This window comes from Winogradskyella sp., from assembly GCF_965228925.1.
Classification (GTDB): domain Bacteria; phylum Bacteroidota; class Bacteroidia; order Flavobacteriales; family Flavobacteriaceae; genus Winogradskyella.
Map to the genome: position 1 here is coordinate 1,806,968 of NZ_OZ245845.1, position 24,861 is coordinate 1,831,828.

Consider the following 24,861-nt stretch of genomic DNA (forward strand, 5'->3'; position numbering starts at 1 on the left):
TTATGAAAAAAGAAAATATATATAACGTACCGAATTTCTTGAGTATGTATAGGCTAGTTACATTTCCCTTAATTCTATGGTTTATATATGACAGTAAAGAAAGTTTATTTGCCATGTTTTTATGTATCAACTTGATAACGGACATTCTAGATGGTCTAATAGCTCGAGTGTTTAATTTGAAAACTGAGTTTGGCGCCAAGCTCGATTCGCTTGCTGATAATGGCACCTTCATAGCAGCCTTTATAGGCCTATTTGTATTTAAGATGGATGACTTATCCGCGTCCATTTGGATGCTTTGGGTATTTATGGCCTGTTTTGCTCTAGGTTTGATGGTGTCCTTTATCAAGTTTAAGCAATATCCTAGTTTGCATTTATACACCACTAAAGTTGGCGGATATGTCCAAGGTATATTCATATTTGTTTTGTTCGCTTGGGGTTATGAGCCATATCTATTTTACTTGGCGATGATTATAGGGTACATTTCGCACATCGAGGAAATCACTATTCTTTTAATTTTAAAGCGGATGAAAAGCGATGCAAGAGGATTGTATTGGGTTTTAAGGGATAAAAGTTTTGCTTAAGTGTCTATGCTCTACAGATTTTATAAAAGGTCCGAGATCTTTCGCATGCTTATCATAGCACTTTTAGGAGTCGTTTTGGGATTTATAACTTATGAGCTTATTTACTACTTAAATCCTTTGTCTCCAAGGGCTACTTTAAGCTGGACTCTTGCATTTCTAATTGGTATATGGCGTCAACATGCCCTTCATAGACGATTTACATTCTTAAATCAGTCACCTTATTTTGAAAGTTTAATTAAAGCATACATTGCAGATATAGGCGTTTTAGTCATGAGTACATTGCTCAATTGGTGGTTGTCCGAAATTTTGGGCTTGAGTCATAGGTTGGTATGGTTCATTTGTCTTATAGTAGCATCCATGGCAAGTTTTGTATGTCTTAAGGGTTATGTTTTTAAAGTAAAGAGAGATTGATTCGTACATTTTAATTCAAGCAATTTATAGTACTAATACTTATTCAAAATCAAAGACTTCATGGTCTATTTCTATTCGGGTTCTTAGCTTTTTTATTTTTTGGTGCATACGGTTAAAAAATAGCGTGCGGTCTTTTTCGCCAGCATTGACCAATAATTTTGAAATACTCATTTGCTTTTGAAAGAATTCAAACATCAATTCGCAAGTAGGCTGATGTTCTATTTTAAAATAGCTTATAACTGTAAATGGCGTAAAAAATACTTTTTGTGTTGGTGTTTTTACCATTATAGTATTACTCATAGTATGGATATCATTGATGTATAGTTGATAACTCGATTTATTTTTTGAGCCAATTAAGGATTGTTTGATCGCCTGTTCCTCAACGTGATTGATAACATCTTCAATGTCATTGCAAATAAGAAGTGCTAGTTCTTTAGATAGCATACCAGCTTCATAATAATAAAGAACTTGCTGAAGTGAACCATTAATTGTTGTATTATTCCATATTTCGGTAATATTAATATCCTTATATACTTCGCCAAGTTTAAAAGCACTTTCTAGTAATGATTTGGGTATAGATTTAGCAAAATCATCAAATGTTATTTTCTCTTTGGTCATATTGGTATCCACATCTTTAAGCCATACATAGATTTTATAGCGAGATAGCCAAGAGTCTTTTAAGGTGTGAAACAATGGAATATCTTTAGCAGAATATATAATGGAAGAGTTTTTAAGTTTAGTAAGTGGGAAAACACTTTCGAAAGATTGCTTTAACCATATTTCCAAACCTTCTTGATTATGGATCGGAGGGGATAAATCAGTTAAAATGGTAGTCTTACTTCCAACTTCAAAGAGTTTATTTAATGATATTTTATAATGTTTTGCTAGAATAACACCTTCTTCCAAAGAGATGTTCGTTTTTCCATTAATTCTTCTATAAGCAGCATCATAACCAATATCCAATACACTGGCAATCTCTTCAACAAAGGACGTCTTCTTATCACTTTTTTCTTTTAAATAGTCAATAAATTGATCTTGCATTATTTGTAAGTATTTGAGTTGCTAATTTATTAAATCTGCAATTATTGCAAAAAATACTATAAATAATCTGCATATAGAATAAATAATTTTCAAAAAATGCAAAATAGATTTGTCGCATGAACAAAGATGAAACGAAACATCAATTACTATTAATCATCATAATCTAACTTTTGAACAGAGATAAAGGCTAGTAATTGAGTGTTGAGAATATCTGTAGGGGACTTTATTTAAAATCAATTCAATATAAAAATCATGAAAACAATCTTTAACAACAATCAAAGCCCTCCAAACCTTTTTAAAACTCACAATAGCATTACAAGATTTACTTCCATCTGTTTGGTAATTGCAGTTTTAAATCTATCAGTATCGTGCTCTTACTTTACCGTTAGAGATGTGGAAACTAGCGAAGAGATGATTATGCAACAAGTCAATGATTTTAATAGTTCAAGAAAATATGTCATTATTCATTTTGATAATGACTCATGGCATTTAGAGAATATGGTGCTTAATGATGATGAGCAAATTATTACTGGCAGCATTCAACCATTGACAGAAGCGCACCTCTACAAAAAATCTAGATCAAGTAAGAGGGTACATCGTTATAGTCATAAGAAACAAGATCCTCTTGATGAGTTACATTTTTTCTTAAAGACAGACCCTAATTTTAAAACTGGTGATAGGGTTACCATTCCCTTAGATGATATCGAAAAGATCTCATATAATGATAAGAATACAGGTAGAACTGTAGTGAATATTTTGGCTGGTACATTGGGTGTCGTTTTTGTTGGGATATTATTGTACGTGGCGTTAAAAAGCTCGTGCCCTTTTGTTTACATCAAAAATGGTGAATCCTATGTGTTTGCAGGTGAATTATATCCAGGTATAATAACTCCAAATCTTCAAGAGAATGATTATTTAGAATTACAAAGTTTTGAGCCTAAAAATGGATATTATACGCTCAAAGTTTCAAACCAATTAAAGGAAATTCAATATACAGATCTATTAGAACTACTTACCATAAAACATCCTAAGCATGTGGAGGTGTTATTAGATAGCAAGGGGAACATTCAAACGTTCCAAAAAGTTGAATCGCCAATAAATATTAAGAGTGAAAATGTTACAGATGTATTGGATTTTGCCCTAGAAAAAGATTACAATTCTTATATGTTTAATGCCTCAAAGACGACTGAGGAATCTACGAGAAGTATTGTTTTTGAATTTACTAAACCCGAGGAGATCCAAAATGCTAAACTATATCTGACGGCGAAGAATTCCATGTGGTTAGATTATGTTTTCGGTAAGTTTAATCAACAATTTGGTGATAAATACAATGAATTTCAAAATCAGCAACAAAGCGTAAAGAAGGATCAACTTAAGAAGTGGACCAATGGCCAGCATATTCCCCTTTCAGTATTTGTAAAAACTGAAATAGGTTGGCAACTAGTCGATAGAATTTCGACAGTTGGCCCATTAGCGATGAGAGATATAGTTGTGCCTTTAGATCTAAGTATTATTGATCAAGAAATTTTAGAGGTAAAACTTGAAACTGGTTTTATGTTTTGGGAAGTGGACTACGTGGGAATTGACTTTTCAGAGAATATTGATGTCTCCGTTTCAGAGATAAAACCAGATTCAGCAATTGACAAAAATGGAAAAGATGTTACAGGCTTATTGTCTACTGCAGACGAAACATATTTTGTACAGCCAGAGATAGGAGATGAAATGACGGTAAAGTTTAAATCAGATGTGTCTATCGATACCCTTTCTAGCACCACGGTTTACTTGAAAAATAGAGGTTATTACAATTATATAAGAACCTATAGTGGCAGCCCAAATATTGAAAAACTTAAAACTTTTAGAGAAGATCACACCTTTACAAAGTTTTCAGAGGAATCTTACTTCAACTTTATTAATTACAGTCTAAAGAATCTAGCTCAAAATGAATAATTCAGGTACAATAAATAGAGCCCTAATTGAAGTTTCAAATAATAATGAGGAACACAAATCGCAATTTCATGCGTATGCCTCCAATAAATTGTTAACTGGCTATAGATTAAAATGGTCTCATTTTAATCTAAAGATAGGTCTTTTGAAAATAATCATAGGACTTTATAGAAATCCTAAACATTGGATCGGTGCCTTTAGATATTTGGTGCAATTACGAAAGCAATTTCTTGGTGATTTTGAACTCAAAAAAATGGTAACAATCGATGGCAAATACTATATGGGGCTATATACACCTGGTTTTAATAATGAGATTTACAAAAGATTCATTAGTTCAGAGTTGAACCTTTTTAAAAAAAATAGAGTCATTCCCTTGAGATTTAATCATGTTTATGTGGCCGTTACCAAAAAATGCCCGTTACAATGTGATCACTGTTATGCTTGGGAAATGTTAAACCAAAAAGAGCAATTATCACCTGAGGATTTAAAATCTATCATTAATAAACTACAACGACTAGGAACTGCTCAGATACATTTAACAGGTGGCGAGCCATTAATTAAACCAGATCTTTTGCTGTCTTTATTGCGGTCAGCAGAAAATACTACAAATTTTTGGATCAATACATCTGGTTATAAACTCTCGACCGATAGAGCCAGAGCATTAAAAGAAGCCGGATTAACAGGCTTATTTATAAGTTTAGATCATTTTGAGGCTGAAGCACATAATGTATTTAGAAAGTATAAGGATGCTTTCTACTGGGCGATTGAAGGGGCGAAAAATGCAATAAGAAATGGTCTCGTGGTGGCTTTTTCACTCTGTTTACGTAATGACTTTGTTACTGAAGAAAATTTAATGACTTATATGGAATTGGCTAAGGAGTTAAAAGTTCCATTTGTTCAGTTTTTAGAGCCAAGAGATGTGGGTCACTATAGTGGTAAGGATGTATCATTAAGTATTGAAAAAATAAAACTGTTAGAATCCTTTTATGAAAGGATGAATTTTTCTAATATGCATTTAGACTTTCCTATTATTAATTATCACGGCTATTATCAGAGACGGCATGGCTGTTATGCAGGAGGGAATAGAAGCATGTATATAGATACAGATGGTAATTTAAACGCATGTCCATTTTGTCATACCAACTCAGGTAACATTTTGGATGATAATTTTGAATTTCAATTAAATGCAATGACATCTAAAGGTTGTCCAACGTATTAAATTTTATGGAAACTGTATTAAGCATACCATCAATACTCCTTTGGTTATTATTGCTTGTGGTGCTAACCTTTCGATATATTATTGTGGCTGGCCTACCTTATTTGTGGTTATTTGTTATAGGCAAGAATAAATACAAAACCAGAAAGCTACAAAAGGAAATACCAAATAAGGGTCAGATTGTAGAAGAAGTGAAATTTTCGTTGTTAACGATTTGTATATATAGTTGTGGAATATGGTTGTTTTTGTATTGGTTAAAACATGATTATACAAGAAACTATACAGATATAAATGAATATGGATGGGCTTACTTTTTTTTAAGCATAGTTGTTATGATTATTATGCACGATGCCTATTCCTATTGGACGCATCGGTTAATACATCATAAAATACTGTTCAAATATGTACACGCTTTACATCATAAATTTAAAAATCCAACACCTTGGAGTGCTTTTGCATTTCATCCATTAGAATCATTATTAACACTAGGTATAATACCAATAGTGATGTTTATAATCCCGTGGCATCATACGGCCTTGACAATATTTATCACATTAATAATTGTCTATGATACTTTTATTCATTTAGGGTATAATTTTGAACAACTTAAAGTCTTCAAATGGCAAAATACGCCTAAGGATCATGATGTTCACCACCGAAATTCTAAGTATAATTTTGGATTGTATTTTACCTATTGGGATAGATTAATGGGAACCTATTTTAAAGATTAAGTTTAAAGTATTATGAAAACTACAAGAAGCACTAAACGGTTCTCTTCTGGTCTAATTCTAGTTATGCTAATTCAGTCACGCTCTGTATATAGACAAACAGATAAAACACTGAAGGAATTAACAGAAGTAGATCAAAAAGTAAAGCTTGTAAAGAAAAGAAAAGCCCATCAAATTTTGATGGGCTTTATTTATGGGTGAAAAAACATTAATCTTCTTTTTGATCCTCTCTCGGTTTTCTATCGTCTCGTCGATGATCCCTATTACGATTATCTCGACCGCGATTATCTCTACGGTTGTTGTTACCACCGCGATGATTATTATCGCGCTTTGGACGTGGTTGCCAACCTTCAGGCTTTGGTAAGATAGCCTTACGAGATACTTTTTCTTTTCGGGTTTTTGGATCAATACCAAAATACTTTACATCAAAAACATCTCCCATATTCACCACATCGGAGACATTTTCGGTACGTTCCCAAGCCAATTCACTCACATGTAATAAGACTTCGTTTCCAGGTGCTTCCGTATATTCTACAACCGCACCAAAATCCAGCATTTTTATGACTTTGACTTCGTAAACGCTACCCACTTCGGGCTTAAACATCACAGCTTCGATAGTGGCAATCACCTTGTCTATACCAGCTTGATCGGTACCTAAAATCTCAACAATACCTTCTTCGGTCACTGGATCTTCATTGATAACGATGGTCGTATTGGTTTCTTTTTGTAGTTCTTGAATGACTTTTCCGCCAGAACCAATGACTGCACCGATAAACTCACCAGGAATAATCTTAGTGACTATTTTTGGTGCATGGGCCTTCACTTCTGCATTAGGCTCAGTAATAGTATCGGTTAATTTTTCAAGAATATGTAAACGACCCTCTCTGGCTTGTATTAAGGCCTTTACCAAGATTTCATAAGAAAGCCCTTTGATCTTAATATCCATTTGAGTGGCTGTAATACCATCGGCTGTTCCAGTCACTTTAAAGTCCATATCACCTAAATGATCCTCGTCTCCCAAAATATCGGAAAGGACCGCATACTTATCACCGTCAGATATCAGGCCCATTGCGATACCAGAAACAGGCTTTTTTAATTGAACACCAGCATCCATCATAGCCATAGTTCCCGAACAAACAGTCGCCATAGAAGACGAACCGTTAGACTCTAATACCTCAGAAACAACACGAACTGTATAAGGACAATCTTCAGGGACCATACCTTTTAAGGCACGTTGAGCCAAGTTACCATGACCTACCTCACGACGCGAAGTACCACGGATTGGCCTAGCTTCACCTGTTGAAAACGGTGGAAAATTATAATGTAAATAGAAACGTTCTTCTCCTTCATACGAAGGCATATCTATAATATTGGCATCTCTACTAGTACCAAGCGTTACTGTAGCAAGTGCTTGGGTTTCACCTCTTGTGAAAATTGCAGAACCATGTGTAGAAGGTAAGTAATCCACTTCACACCAGATTGGTCTTATTTCATCAGTTTTACGGCCATCTAAACGTAGACCTTCATCTAAAGTTAAGTTTCTAATGGCTTCCTTTTGAGCTTTAGCCACATACTTATGAATCAACTTTCCTAATTCATCTTGCTCTTCTTCACTGAAAGATTCAAAGACTTCTTCTTTAATTTCGCTAAAGGCCGCGCCACGTTCATGTTTAGCTGAACCTGCTTTTGCAATAGCATAGGTCTTGTCGTAAACCATCTCATGGATTTTCTTGGCCAAGTCTTCATCTTCAACTTCAGGCTCATATTCACGAGTTTCTTTTTTACCGAATGCTTCAGCTAATTTTAATTGCGCATCAATTTGAACCTTAATGGCCTCATGAGCTGCTTTAATGGCTTCTACCATTTCTTCTTCAGAAATCTCATCCATCTCACCTTCAACCATCATCACTGAATCTGCCGATGCTCCGATCATCATATCGATATCGGATTCCTCTAATTGAGCGAAAGTAGGGTTAATGATAAACTCACCATTAACTCGTGCTACTCTAACTTCAGAAATTGCCGTTTCAAAAGGAATATCTGATAATTGAATGGCTGCAGAAGCGGCTAAACCTGCCATAGCATCTGGCATTACTTCAGGATCATGAGACATCAGTTGAATCATCACCTGTGTTTCGGCATGGTAATCTTTTGGAAACAATGGACGAAGACAACGATCTACTAAACGCATGGTTAATACCTCACCATCACTCGGTCTGGCTTCTCTTTTAAAAAATCCACCAGGATAGCGTCCCGCTGCTGCGAATTTTTCTCTGTAATCTACAGTTAGTGGTAAAAAGTCAACATCAGCCTGGTGGTAGTTAGATACTATTGTACATAATAACATACATTTTCCTGATTGTACCACAACGCTTCCATGCGCCTGTTTGGCTAATTTTCCGGTTTCGATAGAAATCTCTCTACCATCACCGAGGTCAATGACCTCTTTGTAAGTTTTTGGAATCATAAAATTTTTATTCTCACTTTGGCATATCCATACCAAAGCTATGTTAAACAATGGTCGTTGTGTTGTTGTGTGTAGTTGTTGTTGTGACCAATGAAAAACCGTAGTTCCAAATTTTAATTGGAATCTTATCTGCTATTTTCAGTTCGAATTTTAGACGCTTTCGATTGCGTTATAATTAAATAAAAACCACGCTATAAGCGTGGTTCTCTCTTTATTTTCTTAATCCTAATTCTTTAACGATAGCACGATATCTTAAGATATCTTTCTTAGTTAAATAGTCTAGTAAAGCACGACGTTTACCTACTAATTTCACTAAGGAGCGCTCAGTATTGTAATCCTTGCGATTGTTCTTTAAGTGCTCAGTTAAGTGGTTAATTCTGTACGTAAATAACGCGATTTGTCCTTCAGCAGAACCGGTATCATTTTTTCCTTTACCGTGTTTTGTGAAGATTTCTTCTTTTTTTTCTTTTGATAAATACATTCTAATATTATTGTAAATGATTGTTATGTACTTTGAAAGGTTTTCTTTCAAGCGGCAAATATAATACTTTTTTGCGATTTGTTGTTTTTTTCGTAACTTTTAATCTGTATTACAATGTTTTAGTAAGGTACCCCTTAACTTATTAAGAGCTTTCGCCAATTAATCCTACAAATCTAAATAGGATGGAAGCCATTGACCCTAGTCGTAATTTCTCTAACGCTTATGATGTATTAGATCGTGTTTTTAACAACACCTACAATGGTATTGCGGTTGTTAGTTTAGAAGGCAATTGGTTAAAAGTTAACGATAGCGTGTGCGATTTGCTTGGTTATACGAGATGGGAGCTTTTTAATATGGATATCAATAATATCGTATTTGTAGAAGATCTTGGAGCCCATGAAGAGAAATACGAAAAATTGATTCATGGAAAAATCGATAAATATCGCGTTAAACAACGCTACTTCCACAAGGATGGTTCTCTAATATGGGTCTTGGTTTATGTGTCTTTGGTATACTTTAAAGAAGGTAGACCCCATATGATTTGGCAGTTTAATGATATCACCAAGCAAGAAAAGAATAAAGCAAAATTAAAAGCCATGTTGGAAGTTGCTAAGGAGCAAAATGAAAGATTATCGTCATTTGCAAATATTGTGACACATAACTTGAGATCGCACTCTGGAAATCTAAGTACGATTACAGAATTTTTAGAAGAAGATTTTCCTGATAAGCATCATAGTGAAAACTTTACATTATTAAAAAAAGCCGTTGAAAATTTACAGGAAACAGTCTCACATCTTACAGAAATAGCAAAAATTAAGGAGATTGAATCCTCTAAATTAGAGTCCCTTAACTTATACGATTATGTCGAAAAAGCGATGTTTAATATTATTGCCATGGCCCAAAATGCCAATGCCATCATATATAATGAAATTAATGAGGCATATAAGGTTAGGGGTGTGCCCGCTTATTTAGATAGTATCATACTCAACTTTCTTTCCAATGCCATTAAATACAGGTCTAAAAAAAGGACACCTGTTATAGAATTATCATCTCACATTCAAGATGATTTCATAGTCTTTAAAATTAAAGACAATGGACTGGGAATTGATATGAAAAAATATGGCGACAAACTATTTCAGATGTACAAGACCTTTCATTATAATGATGATGCCATAGGGATAGGCCTTTTCATTACTAAAAATCATATTGAATCTTTAGGGGGAAAAGTAGAAGTCGTTAGCGAAGTGGATGTAGGCACAGAGTTTTCAATTTATTTTAAAAGCGCCTGAATTAGTTGTCGTGATTAAACCTTTTTTAGCTGTTGTAGTCTTAACACTATATTAACAATAAAAAAGTAATCATGAAGAATTTAAGTTTTTTAAAAGCAGGTGTGTTAAGTCTTTTGGTTTTGGGTTTGGTCTTTACATCTTGTAGCGACGATAATGAAACCTTTGAAACTGAAGCGCAGTTGGCAGAAGATACTTCTGAAGTGGAACGTTCTGCCGAGATTGACCAAGTCGATACTATTTTAGGAGACCTTGTAATTGACGCATATGAAGGTCAAGAATTGAGCGAATCAGGGAGAGGCACTTATACAAGTGGTATTCCAGAATGTGTTACCATTACCATAGTCGCCGAGCAAGGCTATAGGGAAGTCACGTTAGATTTTGGTACTGAAGGTTGCATCATCAATGGGCATCTTATCCAAGGGCAAATCGTTTTCGATTATACTAGGGATACCGAAGCGCAACAAATAATGATCAACTATAATCTGGTCGATTTTTATTTTGATGCAAAACATATCATTGCAAGTCGTTCTATTTTAAAAGAGCGCTCCAATGACAATGGAAACCCACAATTTACGCACGATTTAAGTATAACGGTGATTTGGCCAAATGGTGTACAAGCCTCTAGGGAAGGTACAAGAATTAGAGAATGGGTAGAAGGTTTTGGCAGTGGGGTATTTAGCGATAATGTTTTTGAAATTACGGGCAATTGGACAGCCACTTTTGTCAATGGTAATACCCATACCTATGAGGTCATGATGCCATTAAGAAGAGAAGTTATATGCACGTATTTTGTGAGTGGCACTTTTGATGTACAACGTACTAACTTTGGTGGTCTTTTTGATTATGGTGAGGGTGATTGCGATAATCAAGCAACCTTTACGTTTAATAATGGCACAGAAGTTCCTATAACTCTAAATTAAGATAGTTAGTTGGTTTTAGTTTATTGGTGAAAGCGAGTCTTAGTTTACTACGTGTAATCGAAATAGGCTCGCTTTTTTATACTCTTAAAGGTTGATTTTTTATTAAATCGATATAAAGATTAATCTTATTCTTTAAATCTCTTCTATGCGCTATAAAATCCAAAAACCCATGTTCTAATAAAAACTCCGAAGTCTGGAAACCTTCGGGGAGTTCCTGTCCTGTAGTATCCCTTACAACTCTTGGACCCGCAAATCCGATAAGTGCGCCTGGTTCGGCTATATTAATATCTCCTAGCATAGCAAAAGAAGCCGTTGTTCCGCCCGTGGTCGGATCGGTACATAACGAAATATATGGAATCTTTGCTTCGGCCAATTGGGCTAATTTTGCAGACGTTTTCGCCAATTGCATTAGTGATAATGCAGCTTCCATCATACGCGCTCCGCCAGATTTGCTAATAATCATAAAAGGCGTATTATGCTTTAAGGCATAATCGGCAGCACGTGCTATTTTTTCACCAACAACACTACCCATAGATCCGCCAATAAAGCTAAAATCCATACAGGCGATGACCAAATCTTGACCGTTAGATTTACCAACCGCCGTGCGAACGGCATCCTTAAGATTAGTTTTGGTCTGGGCCGCTTTTAAACGATCAGGATATTTTTTGGTATCTACAAATTTTAACGGGTCTTTAGATGTAAGATTGGCATCTAATTCTTTAAACTCATTGTCATCGAAAAGAATTTCAAAATACTCTTTGCTCCCTATTCTTACATGATAACCATCTTCAGGGCTTACGTAGAAATTTTGTTCTAGTTCCTTAGTATCAATTATTTTTCCGGTAGGCGATTTGTACCAAAGTCCTTTGGGTGTATCTTTTTTTTCTTCTGTTGAGGTTTGAATTCCTTTGTCTTTTCTTTTAAACCAAGCCATATTTTTATACGATTTTGATTTTGCAACTGCAGATAGGTCGTAGTTGCCTGCAATTGATGTTTTAGTCAGTTAGTTGGGACAAAATTACTACTATTTAATTAAACTCAAAAGTAGTAGAGGTATGTAATTAGTAAAACAACAAACCTATCAAAACTCAGTATGATAGGTTTGCTAGGTTTTCAGTAACACTTGGCGTACGCTATAAGGTGTCTACATTATTTAGGTCTTCAAAAGCTTTTTTAAGTCTCTCTACGAAAGCTTGTTCCCCTTTTCTAAGCCAAACCCTAGGATCATAATATTTTTTATTTGGAGCATCATCTCCTTCGGGATTACCAATTTGGGTCTGTAAATAAGCACTCTTATCTTCTACATAATCTCTTACGCCACTTAAAAACGCCCACTGCATATCGGTGTCGATATTCATTTTGATAACACCATATCCAATAGCTTCTCTTATTTCTTCGACGGTAGACCCAGAACCACCATGGAATACAAAATCAATATGGTTATGGCCAACGTTGTATTTTTCTGTGATATATTCTTGGGAATTCTTTAAAATCTTTGGCGTCAATTTTACATTACCTGGTCTATAAACACCATGAACATTCCCAAAGGCAGCAGCGATGGTAAACTGATCGCTCACTTTGCTCAATTCTTCATAAGCATAGGCTACTTCTTCTGGCTGTGTATATAATTTCGAAGCGTCCACATCAGAATTATCCACACCATCTTCTTCACCACCTGTAATTCCTAACTCGATCTCCAAGGTCATGCCCATCTTACTCATACGGGCTAGATAGTCTTTACAGATTTCAATATTCTCTTTAAGTGGCTCCTCGGATAAATCAATCATATGAGAGCTATAGAGCGGCTTGCCTGTTTCTTCAAAGTGCTTTTCGCTTGCATCCAATAGCCCATCAATCCAAGGTAACAATTTCTTTGCACAGTGGTCCGTATGCAAAATTACAGGGACGCCATAGGCTTCAGCCATATGATGTACGTGCCTTGCACCAGCAATGCCACCAGCAATGGCACCTTTTTGGTCTTCATTTCCCAATCCTTTGCCGGCATTAAATTGCGCACCTCCATTTGAAAACTGAATAATAACAGGTGCGTTCAAGGACTTAGCGGTCTCTAAGACACCATTTATGGTATTGGACCCAATAACATTTACGGCTGGTAAAGCAAAGCCTTTTTCTTTTGCTAATTTGAAAATTTCCTGAACTTCTCTACCTGTTGCAACGCCAGGTTTAATATTGTGACTCATAATTTTTATGATTGAAAATTAGACTTCAAAAATACATAATTTTGAATATCTATTTGCCAGTTTTAGTAGATTAATAGCATATAGAATTTGCGAAAACGATATCGCCTTTCTCCATAAGTAATTTTTAAAACGGATAGTTGATTCCTATGTTATAAACCGCATTTCTGAAGTTGTAATTTTTAAACCAACGGTTGCCTGGTGATAAAGAAGGTTCATAAGTCTTAAAACCGGTATCAAATCGAAGCACAAAAAAATCAAAGTCATATCGGAGTCCAAATCCAGAACCTATAGCAATATCTTGAAGAGAGTCAAAATTTGTGAATGTAGCACTGTCATCCTCTACGTTATCCAATACATTCCAGATATTACCAGCGTCAATAAAAAGCGCACCTCTTAAATCACCGAAAAGACCAAAGCGCTGCTCGGCACTTAAGTGAATTTTAAAGTTAGCTTCGTTAAACTCATTAGTAGTTGCTGAGCTTCCAGGACCAAGGTTATAGGCTGTCCAGGCCCTATTGTCGTTTGGTCCACCAGCAAAGAAACTCTCAGCAAAAGGAATACTGTTAGAATTGCCATAAGGAATGGCAATACCTGCATAACTTCTTAAGGCAAAAACATTTTTTTGTCCTAAATCAAAATACTTTATGTAATCAATTTCAGTTTTGAAGTATTGGGAAAAAGCAACACCAAAGACTTCGTAATTACCATCGTTGTTTCTTGAAGATCCAAATAATTCGGATAAGTTAGACAAAAGGTTCCCTGCAAGCTCAACACGCCACTTAAAAATTGAAAAACTGTTATCAAAAATATTAGCCCTTTTATCTTTTACATAATCAAAACTAGAAGAAAAGATGAGGTTGTTTTCCGTTAATCGTTGTTTGCGTTCTTCAATGTTGTTGACGGCGATAAAATCATCATCCCCAGGACTTAAACTTGTGTTTCCATCCAGAACATCGTCAATAAACTGATCAGCTTCATTAGGAATCGTTAAATCTTCATCCGATGGAATGTAACCAATATCTTGGGCGATATCATTCAGTCTGTCATAAGAGTTAGAATAGACACCAAAGTAGTTACTGGTGTTTAAATTTTTTACGAATTGTACATTAAATAACTCTAAGGCCTGTGTTACCGTTCTCGATGGTGACCAGTTATAGCTCAAAAGCCCAGACAGGGTTTGTTTATCTAAACCAATATTTTGCTGACTGGTAATGGAGAGGTTGATCGCTGTATTTGGCGACATATATTTTGGGATGATATTATCTGTATTAAAAGGTGTAAACAAACGCGGAATCGTCAATCTAATATTACCACCAAACTCATTGATGTCGAAAAAAGTTTCGTCATTGTCATTACCATCTTCAGAAGCTCCAATGGCAGCAATACCACTTAATTCTAAGGTTTCTGCACCTCTAAAAATGTTTCTGATTTTTAATCCAGGAGTAACCGAAAAACCGATGGTCTGAATATTACTCTGAGAGACATCCAAATCTAAGCTTAAAGCATATTTTTTCTTAGGTTCTAAATAAATATTTGCTGTTAACGTCGTATCATCAGCATTTTCTACATATTCAATACTTGGATATCTAAACATTTGTAAGTCATTGAGATATCGTGAGGTCCGACTGCGCGATATGTCGCTGTAAATATCTCCCTTATTGATAAATACAGCGTCGGTTAAGGCCTTTGGTCTAAACCTCAATTTGTTCTTACTGTATAAATTGTAGTCCTCGTAAGTCGTCGTGTCAGAAATAGTTTTAAAACGGTTCTCAAAGTTATCGTCCGTAAAGATATTGACCTCTTTAATTTTATAAACTTGAAATGGTTTTACCGACGTAGAGTCATCAGTTCTGATAACGCGATCAGCTATGATCAACTCGGTATTGACTTTTTGGGTGGTGCCAATTGTATCTGTTACAAATCTAATGTAATCTTGCCCAAAGTGATAAAAACCGTGATTGCGGAGATAGGTGTTAATCCGTTCGCGTTCGTTTTCAAAATTTTGTTCTTCGTATTGCTCTCCTTTCTTGATAAGCGATGCTTTACTAAAATCGCTGTATAAAGCATCTATCGCAGGACTGCTTATAATGGGTTTTAGAGAGTCTAATATGTAGGGTTTGTTTCTCGTCACTTTATATGTTACTTGTGCGCGCTTGTTGCTGTCCTTTTGTATGTCATAGCTCACTTCATTGTCAAACCAACCCTTGGTATAGTAATATTTTCTGAGCCTATTTACTGTTTTATTTGTTTTTTCTTCGTCGAGTATAGTGGGTGCTTCACCAGTTCGTTTTAACCAACTATTAAAGTTTTTTCGCGATTGTATTTCCCGATCAAATTGTTTTTTGGATAGTACTTTGGTTTTCCAGCGCACTTTAGAAGAATCGCTTAAGACTTTGGCTTGAAGAATAGAATCTATATTTGGTCTAGCCAGATTATAAACATGCAACCTCAAAGGAAAACCGAATAGGCCTTTCATCCCAAGATTGGTTTTTTGCACAATAAGATTATTGACGCGCTCTTCCTTGTTTACTTTATCATCTACGATAATGGTATTCTTTGTAATAAGGTGTTCGTTTGCTTTAACGCGTTTTACAACGTTGCAAGAGTTGAGAAGCACAACAAAAAACAATAACCCAAGCCTGTATATTATTTTGTGCTTTCTGAATAGTATTGTAAAGTGAACTTGCAAGCTTAAAAGATCTACGTTTTTTTGATATGGATTGCTTAAAACAAAAATTAGTCCAAAAAGGTTTACTTTGTAATAACGCTAACAAATGTAAAGACATTTTAATGTTATCAAAGAATCAAATAAAGTTAATTAAAAGTTTAGCCCAAAAAAAATACAGACAACAATTGGGCTTATTCATTGTTGAGGGAGTAAAAGGGATTCAGGAATTTTTAAGTTCGGATGTTGCACTTCATAGCTTGTATACCACCGAGTCCATTTTTGAGGTTCCCAAAGATGTGCTATTCGAAATCTCGGAAGCCGAGCTTAGAAAGATATCAGGGCTTAAGAATCCAAATAAGGCTTTGGCAATATTTTATGTACCAATGCCAAGAGCTATCGACAAGACTGCGTTAATTGTTGCATTAGATGCCATTAGAGATCCAGGAAATTTAGGGACGATTATAAGACTTTGCGATTGGTATGGCATCAAGGATTTGATATGTAGTAGCAACACGGTGGATTGTTTTAACCCTAAGGTGGTCCAGGCAACCATGGGCTCGCTCACTCGTGTCAATGTTGTTTATTTGAATTTAGATCATTTTATTTCAGATTATAAAGACATTGTATTTGGTACCTATATGCATGGGGATAATATCTACACTACGGCACTGCCAGATTCAGGGATTATCGTATTAGGAAATGAGGCCAATGGTATTTCTGAATCCATTAGTAAAACGGTGAGCAGGAGATTGACCATTCCACAATTTGGAACTCACAAAAAAACCGAAAGCCTTAATGTTGCTACTGCCACCGCAATTGTTTTAAGCGAATTTAGAAGGCAATCTATTGAAATGTAAAGTTGATAAAAATACCTCTAGTTTGCATTTTTGCGACATTACCAGTCCATGGACTGTTTGGGTCTGAATCTCTTACAATTTCATCATTAATGGCGAAAATGGCACGGATGGAAGGCGTAAATTTAAAATAGAGCAGATAGAGATCGATGCCGAAACCAATTTCGTAGAAATAGACATTTCTTTTCATTCTAAATTCACCGGCACTATTATCATCAGGATTTTCTTCATTACTGGATAGATTAATAGCTGTAGAAATTCCACCGATAATAAAGGGTTTAAAGTTATTGATACGCTTTGTAGACACCTTTAACAGTAAGGGAACATGGATGTATGTAGATTTCACTTCTCTCAATAAGTCAGAATCATTAAAATCCATACCCGCAAAATAACTCTCGTCATATCTTAGATTTCTCGTCGTGAAAAACACACCAGGTTCTAACCTTAGGTTCATATAATCATTAATACGCATATCACCAACAAGTCCTAAGTGAAACCCAAAAGTTTTATCTACTAAGATATCTTTTAAATCTTCGTTATAGTCAAACTTAAAATCGTATTGATTGAAGCCCAAGAAATAGCCCCATGACAAAAACTTCTGATCCAGATTGTCAATATTATTCGCCACTTTTTCTTTGGTAAACAGTTGAGCGGATACAGTTTGCAATGCCAATAAAAAGACTATAAAAACTATGATTTTCTTCATAATTAAGCTTTAGATGCTATATATATAGTGGCCACACCCATGGTTTGTGGCCTATCTTCGACTTTAATAAACCCAATTTTCCTTAAAATATTGTTCAGTGCTTCACCATAAGGAAATACGGAAGCAGATTCGCTGAGATAATTATAGGCAATCTTATCTTTAGAAAATAGTTTACCTATGGTAGGCAAAACAAATTTTGAATAGATATTATAACCGAATCTATAAATCGGATTGGTTGGGACCGAGGTTTCCAAAATCACAAAAGTACCGTCGGGTTTTAGAACTCTTAATATTTCTGCTAGGCCTTTTTCCAAGTTTTCGAAGTTTCTTACTCCAAAAGCTACAGTAATGGCATCAAAGGTGTCATTTTCAAATGGTAAATTTTCAGAATCGCCAACGACCATCGATATGGTATCCTCTAATTGTTTCGACGCTATTTTTTTTCTCCCTACCTCGAGCATACCTTGACTTATGTCTAAACCAATAATTTCCTTGGCCTTGGTAGCCTTAAGGTTGATTGCCAAATCACCTGTGCCTGTAGCAATGTCCAAGATGTTGTCGGGTTTCTTTTGAGAAACTATGTCGACGACCTTTTGTCTCCACTTGACATCAATACCGAAAGAAATAACACGATTAAGCCCGTCATATTCATTAGAAATGGTGTCGAACATTTCGGTCACTTGGGCTTTCTTGGAGGCATTACTATTCTTATAAGGTTTTATTTTTTCGGCCATTAAAAAAATTTTGGCAAATATAAGGATAACATATAAGTCCCTGAAGCTGTAATTGTTTAAAGTGTATTAAAGTTTTATTGAAAGGGATGAAGTGTGACCCTGAGGCTTTAAAACATATCTTTATTTTAAATGTGCTATGGGCTTCCCAACTTGGAAGTTCTTAGTATATTTGCATGTTTATTATGAACAATTCACGATGAAAATAATTATCGCAGGAGCAGGAGAGGTAGGATTTCATTTGGCAAAATTGTTATCCTACGAGTCGCAAGAAATTACCCTTATAGATACTAAAAAAGACAGTCTTTCTTACGCTGGGGAGCATTTGGATATTAAAACCATAAAAGGTGATGCGACATCTATCGCAATTCTTAGAGAAGCCCGCATAGAATCTGCAGCATTGTTCATCGCCGTCACATCATCCGAAACCACCAATATAACGGCTTCTGTACTTGCCAAGCAATTGGGCGCACAGCGAACCATTGCAAGAATTTCGAATACCGAATTTATTGAAGAAAAGGATACTATCGGGTTTTCGCAGTTTGGTATTGATGAACTTATTTCACCAGAGTCTTTGGCGGCTTCAGAAATAGAATTGTTACTCAACCAATATGGATTTAATGACACTTATGAGTTTGAAGACGGTGCGCTAACTATGTTGGGTTTGCGCTTGTCAAGGACGGCTACGTTTGTAGGCAAAACGGTGAGAGAGGCTGCCGAAATCTATTCGGAGTTGCATTTCATCCCCATAGCGATTCAGCGCTATGCCACGCAATACACCATAATTCCTAGAGGGGATACGCAGTTTAAAGAAGGCGATAAGGTGGTGTTTATGACCTCAAAAGGTGGCGATGCCGAATTGTTTGATTTATCGGGAAAAGTAAAAAGTCAGATTAAAAATGTAATGATTCTCGGTGGTAGTAAAATAGGATTTAAAACTGCGAGGGATTTGTGCAAGAGCAAGTTTAACGTCAAGTTGGTCGAAAGTAGAAAGACCATGGCTGAAGATCTTGCAGATCAACTTCCAAACGCTTTGGTCATCTGTGGTGATGGGAGAAATGTTGAAATTTTGGAGGAAGAAAATATTGCCGATATGGACGCCTTTATATCGGTTACAGGTAATTCCGAGACTAACATTATGTCCTGCTTATTAGCTAAATCTAAAGGTGTTAGGAAGACCATAGCTTTGGTTGAGAATATGGATTACTATCAGTTATCCCAATCCATTGGTGTAGATACACTGATTAATAAAAAGCTTTTGGCTGCTAATACGATATTTAGATATCTCAGAAAAGGTGAGGTAGTAGCCATGACCAAGCTCACCAATATGAATGCCGAACTTTTAGAGTTTGTCGTCAAACCCAATTCAAAAATTACGAATAAGATTATAAAGGATTTAGACTTTCCGAGGTCGGCAATTTTCGGTGGAGTGATACGTAATGGAACAGGTTTGATTCCCTTAGGGAGTTTTAAAATAGAAGCTGGTGACCGCGTAGTGGTCTGTTGTTTGCCGCGTTCGATTTCAGAAGTAGAAGCCTTTTTCGCCTAATCGCTATGAGGTCTCAAATACATCTCAATTACAAAATTATTTTCCATTTTTTTGGACTCTTACTCCTGTTTAATGGAGGCTTTATGCTATTGGCGACTTTAATAAGTCTAATTTATCGTGATGGGGTCACCTTTAATTTATTTTTAGCAAGCTTGGCGACCTTACTTATGGGTGCTGTTGCAATGTATGCGACTAAAAAGCACCGCAAGGAAATGAATAAGCGCGAAGGTTATATTGTGGTGGCCTTTGGTTGGATTGTCATGTCGCTGACAGGCACACTTCCCTATTTAGCAACAGAAGCTATACCGTCATTTACGGAGGCCTTCTTTGAGACCATGTCGGGCTATACCACTACAGGGGCAAGTATTCTTAATGATATAGAGGTTCTTCCTGAAGGGGTACTCTTTTGGAGGAGCATGACACACTGGATAGGCGGTATGGGAATCATTGTATTGGCCATAGCGATTCTTCCGTTGCTTGGTGTCGGGGGAATGCAGTTGTTTGCGGCAGAGGCACCAGGTCCTGGAGGTGATAAATTACATCCAAGAATCACCGATACCGCTAAGCGTTTATGGCTCATTTACTTTGGTTATACCATAGCAGAAACTATACTACTTCAGGTGGCGGGAATGTCCTTTTTTGATGCTATAAATCATGCCTTGAGTACCTTGTCAACTGGAGGATTTTCTACCAAGAATGCAAGTATAGCGCACTGGAATGACAATCCTGCTGTTCAGTATATTATCATGTTCTTTATGTTTTTGGCAGGAACCAATTTTGTCCTTAGTTATTACCTCTTTAAGGGCAATGTCACCAAAATTATAAAGGATGATGAATTTAAACTTTATTTTAAGTTTATAGTTGCATTTACCTGTGTAGCGGCATTTTTAATATACTTTAGAGCGGATGTGTCTCAGTCTTCGGTGGCGCACCCAATGGTTCTCGGTGAAGGGGAAAGTGCTATTAGACATGCGTTGTTTCAGGTTTTAGCCATTGTGACCACCACAGGTTTTGTTACCGCAGATTATACCATGTGGACCACCTTTTTAACGGTTTTCTTTTTTGGATTAATGTTTTTGGGAGGCTCTGCGGGTAGTACTTCTGGAGGTGTAAAAGTGGTGAGACACCTTATTCTAATCAAAAATGGCTTTCTAGAATTTAAGCGATCCTTGCATCCTAATGCCATTTTACCAGTTCGTTATAATACCAAGTCGGTGTCTAAAGACATTGTATTTAATGTCTTGGGCTTTTTTATATTGTATATGTTATCCTTTATTATTGGAGCCTTAGTATTTTCTATGTTTCAAATCGATTTTACCTCTGCCATCGGTCTTTCGGCTTCGAGTTTAGGGAATGTCGGACCGGCCCTTGGTGATTTTGGACCTGTCAATAACTACGCAGCATTACCGGCTTTAGGTAAGTGGTGGGCCTCGTTTATGATGTTACTCGGCAGGCTAGAGCTATTTACAGTATTGATCTTACTGACTCCTTTTTTCTGGAGAAATCGTTAGTCCGCAATATGTTTTTGATTTAAAGCGTTACTTTAGTATGTAGCAATACCCAAACGCATGTTAAAAGGTAAGCCAATATCCATTGTCTGTTTTTTCATTTCAATCTTAGCCATAACGTCTTGTGTTAAAGATGTAGATTTTGAACAGGCCGAAAATCTGACCCTGACTCCGGTAGTCGCCTCAAGTGTGGTTTATACCGATGTTGAGGCCTCTCGTTTTTCTGAAAATGGGATGGAATTAGAAGTCGTCAGAGACTCTATTACTAATATTGAGATATTTACGGAGCAATTTGTTATGGATAATTTGGTGCGGACAGAATTAATTCTTGAAACCACCAATACCATCAATCGTACTTTTGGTTTGCAGGTTGATTTTTTGGACGATTCAGAGACATTGCTAGATACCTTAACTTTTGAAGCTCAACCTTCGGCTGACGGTAATGAAGTCATTACTGAGACTACAGAGGTTTATGAAAATGAAAGGCTAGAAGCTCTTAAGCAAACCACAAAGATGGTTATCACCTTAATGCTTTTTCCCAGTACGGATGGTTCAACACTCAATGAAAATTCTACAGGTCGTATCATACTTAAGTCTAAAGGGCTATTTTATCTTAATGTAAGCCTGTAATGATGACGGGCAAAGGCTTGATTTTCATATTTATGATGCTCATAGGGTCGTATGTGTCATCCCAGAATAAACAACTATTGTTCGGCTTTAACGATATTCCACAATCGGTTTTAATCAATCCTAGTACCTCACTGGACAATGATTGGTTTGTTGGTATACCATTGCTTTCCCATGTCCATTTGGGTTTTGGGTCATCTGGGGTTAGTGCTTTCGATCTCTTTGCCGATGATGGCAGGGACTTTAACGATAAGCTCGGGAGTGTCATATTTCAATTAGAGCCTAATGACTTTTTTATGGCAACGCAACAGCTAGATGTTTTTTCTGGCGGGTTTGCCTTTGGCAGAGGCATCGAGAAGGATCGGTATTTATCTTTTGGAATGTACTTGGAAACAGATATTATTGCTTATCACCCAAAAGATTATGCCATTCTGGCTTACGAAGGTAATGCGTCTAATATCGGGAGACCTTTCGATATCAGTGACTTTAATGTGAGTGGTGAAATGATTTCGGTATGGCACATTGGAATTACCAAGAATGTCAATGAAAAGTTTACCCTTGGCGCAAGAGCTAAGATTTACTCTAGTATTTTTAATGTCAGCTCTACAAACAACAAAGGGACCTTTATCACACAAGAAGGGCAAAATAACTTACTGATCCACACTTTTGATATAGACTTTTCGTACTATTCGTCCGGTATAAAAAGTTTAGCAGATGATAACAATTCCGATTTATCCAATGATATTAAAACACTTCGAAGACGACTACTTTTTGGTGGGAATCTCGGCTTGGGTCTAGACTTTGGATTTACCTACCGCCCTTCTGAGCAATGGACCGTTGAGGCCAGCTTATTGGATTTGGGCTTTATAAGGCACTCAAAGGATTTGGACAACTATGTGGTTAACGGAAGCTATGTCTATGAAGGGATTAATCCACTGTTTCCCGAAGTACCTGACGGGCAAACGGCAGAGGACTATTGGAATGAAGTGGCCGATAATTTTGAAGAGTTGTTTGAAGTAGATAGCACGGCGACTAAATATACCACATGGCGCCCCACAAAATTAAATGCTGCCGTACGGTATAGTTTTGGTAAACATATATCTAAAGATTGTAATTGCCTTGCTGAGGATGGGGGCTATTTAAATGCTATTGGCGCACAATTATTTGCTATTAGAAGGCCTAAAGCACCGCAAATTGCTCTAACGGCCTATTACTATCGACGGATTTTTAATGGGCTACAACTTAAAGCGACCTATACGATGGATAGTTTTTCATTCACCAATGTAGGTCTGGGCATGTCTGCAGATTTAGGACCGCTAAATTTCTATCTTTTAGCCGATAATGTATTGGAGTATCAAAATTTGACCAAATCGCGAAGTGCTTCAGTACAATTTGGTCTTAATTTAGTGTTTGGAAGAAAATGAATACTATTTTAAGTTTTTAAAACTCAAAAAAAATCGATCATCTAAAATTCTTGAAGATAGTTTCTTAAATCTATACTCTCTTCTAAATTCATTTTCTTTTTAATTCTATAACGTGCAGCTTGTACGGATCTTGGATCAATATGCAATATTTTTGCAATTTCTTTAGTTTGCATGTACAGCTTTATAAATATACAATGTCTTAATTCTGTTTCAGATAAAACGGGATGTTTTTTAGTTAGCTTCTCTAAATAGCCTGTATGAATAGAGTTGAAATGGTTCAATAATTTTAACCAGTCATCGTCTTGCTCAATATTATAACCTATCTGGCGAATTAGATTTTTAATTTCTTTTTTCAAATTTGGAATATCTTCATTAATAGATTCCTCTAAGTTGTGTTTTGTTTCTTTTAAAAACTGTTGATTTTGAATAGAGTGTAAAGAATAACTCATTAACTCTTGGTTTTTATTAAAATTTATCTTTTTTAAATTTTTAACCTTTTTCTTTATGATATTATTATGCTTTCTAAGTCTGATCAGTATATAACTAAAAGTAAGAGTTAGGATAATTAATATGAATATGGCAGTTAAGAAGCCATATCTATAAGTCATTTTTTCTTTTTGAAGCAATTCAATTTTTAAATCTTTCTTTTCTAGGCTAAGTTTAGCTTCAAGTTCTTTAATTTTGATATCAAGGCCAATATTTTTTAGAGTTCTTTCCTTTAATAGACTAGGCAATATATTTGGGTCATTATTACCTATGAGTTCAAGATCAAAAATACAATCAACTGAAGTTTTTCGTCCCTGATGAACAGTCGCGGCTATAATGTTCAAACCTGGATTAAAATCTTCAGGATATAATAATATTTTGTGATATATAGCCTCAGTTTTGCCTTCTACTATAAGGCCAGATGCTTTAGTGGAATCTGTTACAATACCGTCGGGCATATTTTTTCTGGCAATTTCTTTTCCATTTAGGTAAACTACAGCACCGTCGTCCATTTTTAGATGTATCTCATATAAGAGAAATTCAAAAGGATTTTGAATACGAACTTCTTTCCTAAAATATTTTGTGATGTGTTTATTGCGTTCGTCTTCTCCATAATTAATAACAGTTCTAACAACAGAATCTCCATAACCTAGAGGAGACGGACCAATTTTCCATCCATCCATTAGACCTAGCTCCTTTTGCCAACCTTTTTTAGGTAGACTGTCTAAATCATAATACTTCCAATCATCTCCAGTACAAATAATCTTTGATTGAGCGTTAGAATTAGTATTCAGAAAAAAACCTAAGAGAATTAGAGTTAAGTATTTCAAAATAGAGTTGTGTTTATCAAATCCAATACAGAGTTGTATTTTTTTCGGAATTTTTTAATAGTTAATGTTAAAATATGAAAAATATACAATAATAGTACATTAATAGATGGTTTTTCGCATATAATAGTATCTATATAGTAGTTTAAGATTGACTTACACTTGGTTTAAGTAACTAATTTTATTAACAAAATTTTAACTA

General features: G+C 35.8%; 21 protein-coding genes. 12 read left to right on the forward strand and 9 right to left on the reverse strand.

The genetic code is table 11. The features are described from left to right. Window positions 1-2 precede the first annotated feature (2 nt). Window positions 3-581 (forward strand): CDP-alcohol phosphatidyltransferase family protein, encoded by a 579-nt coding sequence (locus ACO052_RS07420; RefSeq protein ID WP_422107374.1) that lies wholly within the window; start codon window positions 3-5, stop codon window positions 579-581. Window positions 582-626: 45 nt separating this feature from the next. After that, entirely contained in the window at window positions 627-992 is a 366-nt protein-coding gene (locus tag ACO052_RS07425; RefSeq protein ID WP_422107375.1) for a GtrA family protein, read from the forward strand. 39 nt (window positions 993-1,031) lie between these two features. On the opposite strand, the gene ACO052_RS07430 is transcribed toward ACO052_RS07425, so the two are convergent. Further along, window positions 1,032-2,033, reverse strand: a complete 1,002-nt coding sequence (locus ACO052_RS07430) for a hypothetical protein (protein ID WP_422107376.1) — start codon at window positions 2,031-2,033, stop codon at window positions 1,032-1,034. A gap of 252 nt (window positions 2,034-2,285) precedes the next feature. On the opposite strand from ACO052_RS07430, the gene ACO052_RS07435 reads away from it, so the two are divergent. Genes ACO052_RS07435 through ACO052_RS07445 form a run of 3 tightly spaced genes read left to right on the forward strand, consistent with a single transcriptional unit; the run spans window position 2,286 to window position 5,924 of the window. Beyond that, entirely contained in the window at window positions 2,286-3,980 is a 1,695-nt protein-coding gene (locus ACO052_RS07435; RefSeq protein WP_422107377.1) for a hypothetical protein, read from the forward strand. After that, entirely contained in the window at window positions 3,973-5,196 is a 1,224-nt protein-coding gene (locus tag ACO052_RS07440; protein WP_422107378.1) for a radical SAM/SPASM domain-containing protein, read from the forward strand. Before ACO052_RS07435 ends, ACO052_RS07440 begins: the two co-directional genes overlap by 8 nt. A gap of 5 nt (window positions 5,197-5,201) precedes the next feature. Continuing rightward, window positions 5,202-5,924, forward strand: coding sequence for a sterol desaturase family protein (locus ACO052_RS07445; RefSeq protein WP_422107379.1), 723 nt, complete (start codon window positions 5,202-5,204; stop codon window positions 5,922-5,924). 205 nt (window positions 5,925-6,129) lie between these two features. Here the strand turns inward: ACO052_RS07445 and ACO052_RS07450 are convergent, their stop codons facing one another. Both ACO052_RS07450 and rpsO read right to left on the reverse strand, forming a co-directional pair. Beyond that, window positions 6,130-8,388, reverse strand: coding sequence for a polyribonucleotide nucleotidyltransferase (locus tag ACO052_RS07450; protein WP_422107380.1), 2,259 nt, complete (start codon window positions 8,386-8,388; stop codon window positions 6,130-6,132). A gap of 211 nt (window positions 8,389-8,599) precedes the next feature. Beyond that, on the reverse strand, window positions 8,600-8,869 hold the full coding sequence (gene rpsO, locus ACO052_RS07455) for a 30S ribosomal protein S15 (protein WP_422107381.1): 270 nt from the start codon (window positions 8,867-8,869) through the stop codon (window positions 8,600-8,602). 182 nt (window positions 8,870-9,051) lie between these two features. Between rpsO and ACO052_RS07460 the strand changes: the two genes are divergently transcribed. Continuing rightward, on the forward strand, window positions 9,052-10,158 hold the full coding sequence (locus tag ACO052_RS07460) for a PAS domain S-box protein (RefSeq protein ID WP_422107382.1): 1,107 nt from the start codon (window positions 9,052-9,054) through the stop codon (window positions 10,156-10,158). 71 nt (window positions 10,159-10,229) lie between these two features. After that, window positions 10,230-11,078 (forward strand): hypothetical protein, encoded by an 849-nt coding sequence (locus tag ACO052_RS07465; protein ID WP_422107383.1) that lies wholly within the window; start codon window positions 10,230-10,232, stop codon window positions 11,076-11,078. A 76-nt stretch (window positions 11,079-11,154) separates the two neighbouring features. On the opposite strand, the gene accD is transcribed toward ACO052_RS07465, so the two are convergent. The 3 genes from accD to ACO052_RS07480 form a co-directional block, all read right to left on the reverse strand. Next, window positions 11,155-12,012, reverse strand: coding sequence for an acetyl-CoA carboxylase, carboxyltransferase subunit beta (gene accD, locus ACO052_RS07470; protein ID WP_422107384.1), 858 nt, complete (start codon window positions 12,010-12,012; stop codon window positions 11,155-11,157). Window positions 12,013-12,211: 199 nt separating this feature from the next. Further along, window positions 12,212-13,279 (reverse strand): class II fructose-bisphosphate aldolase, encoded by a 1,068-nt coding sequence (fbaA, locus tag ACO052_RS07475; protein ID WP_422107385.1) that lies wholly within the window; start codon window positions 13,277-13,279, stop codon window positions 12,212-12,214. A gap of 124 nt (window positions 13,280-13,403) precedes the next feature. After that, window positions 13,404-15,968, reverse strand: coding sequence for a BamA/TamA family outer membrane protein (locus ACO052_RS07480; RefSeq protein ID WP_422107386.1), 2,565 nt, complete (start codon window positions 15,966-15,968; stop codon window positions 13,404-13,406). Window positions 15,969-16,069: 101 nt separating this feature from the next. On the opposite strand from ACO052_RS07480, the gene ACO052_RS07485 reads away from it, so the two are divergent. Next, window positions 16,070-16,804, forward strand: coding sequence for a TrmH family RNA methyltransferase (locus ACO052_RS07485; RefSeq protein WP_422107387.1), 735 nt, complete (start codon window positions 16,070-16,072; stop codon window positions 16,802-16,804). On the opposite strand, the gene ACO052_RS07490 is transcribed toward ACO052_RS07485, so the two are convergent. After that, a complete protein-coding gene (locus ACO052_RS07490; protein ID WP_422107388.1) occupies window positions 16,791-17,507 on the reverse strand; it encodes a porin family protein in 717 nt (238 codons plus the stop codon). The genes ACO052_RS07485 and ACO052_RS07490 overlap by 14 nt on opposite strands. A gap of 2 nt (window positions 17,508-17,509) precedes the next feature. After that, entirely contained in the window at window positions 17,510-18,241 is a 732-nt protein-coding gene (gene ubiE, locus ACO052_RS07495; protein WP_422107389.1) for a bifunctional demethylmenaquinone methyltransferase/2-methoxy-6-polyprenyl-1,4-benzoquinol methylase UbiE, read from the reverse strand. A gap of 196 nt (window positions 18,242-18,437) precedes the next feature. Between ubiE and trkA the strand changes: the two genes are divergently transcribed. From trkA to ACO052_RS07515, 4 genes are read left to right on the forward strand one after another with little or no spacing between them, the layout of a single operon-like run. After that, the gene (gene trkA, locus ACO052_RS07500; RefSeq protein WP_422107390.1) at window positions 18,438-19,787 is read left to right on the forward strand and encodes a Trk system potassium transporter TrkA; all 1,350 of its coding nucleotides are present in this window, start codon (window positions 18,438-18,440) and stop codon (window positions 19,785-19,787) included. Between the two features lie 5 nt (window positions 19,788-19,792). Beyond that, window positions 19,793-21,298, forward strand: a complete 1,506-nt coding sequence (locus tag ACO052_RS07505; protein ID WP_422107391.1) for a TrkH family potassium uptake protein — start codon at window positions 19,793-19,795, stop codon at window positions 21,296-21,298. A gap of 57 nt (window positions 21,299-21,355) precedes the next feature. Next, entirely contained in the window at window positions 21,356-21,925 is a 570-nt protein-coding gene (locus ACO052_RS07510) for a hypothetical protein (RefSeq protein WP_422107392.1), read from the forward strand. Then, window positions 21,925-23,346, forward strand: a complete 1,422-nt coding sequence (locus ACO052_RS07515; RefSeq protein ID WP_422107393.1) for a DUF5723 family protein — start codon at window positions 21,925-21,927, stop codon at window positions 23,344-23,346. The genes ACO052_RS07510 and ACO052_RS07515 overlap by 1 nt, the downstream gene beginning before the upstream one ends. A 41-nt stretch (window positions 23,347-23,387) precedes the next feature. Here the strand turns inward: ACO052_RS07515 and ACO052_RS07520 are convergent, their stop codons facing one another. Beyond that, window positions 23,388-24,662, reverse strand: a complete 1,275-nt coding sequence (locus tag ACO052_RS07520) for a helix-turn-helix transcriptional regulator (RefSeq protein ID WP_422107394.1) — start codon at window positions 24,660-24,662, stop codon at window positions 23,388-23,390. Between the last annotated feature and the right edge of the window lie 199 nt (window positions 24,663-24,861).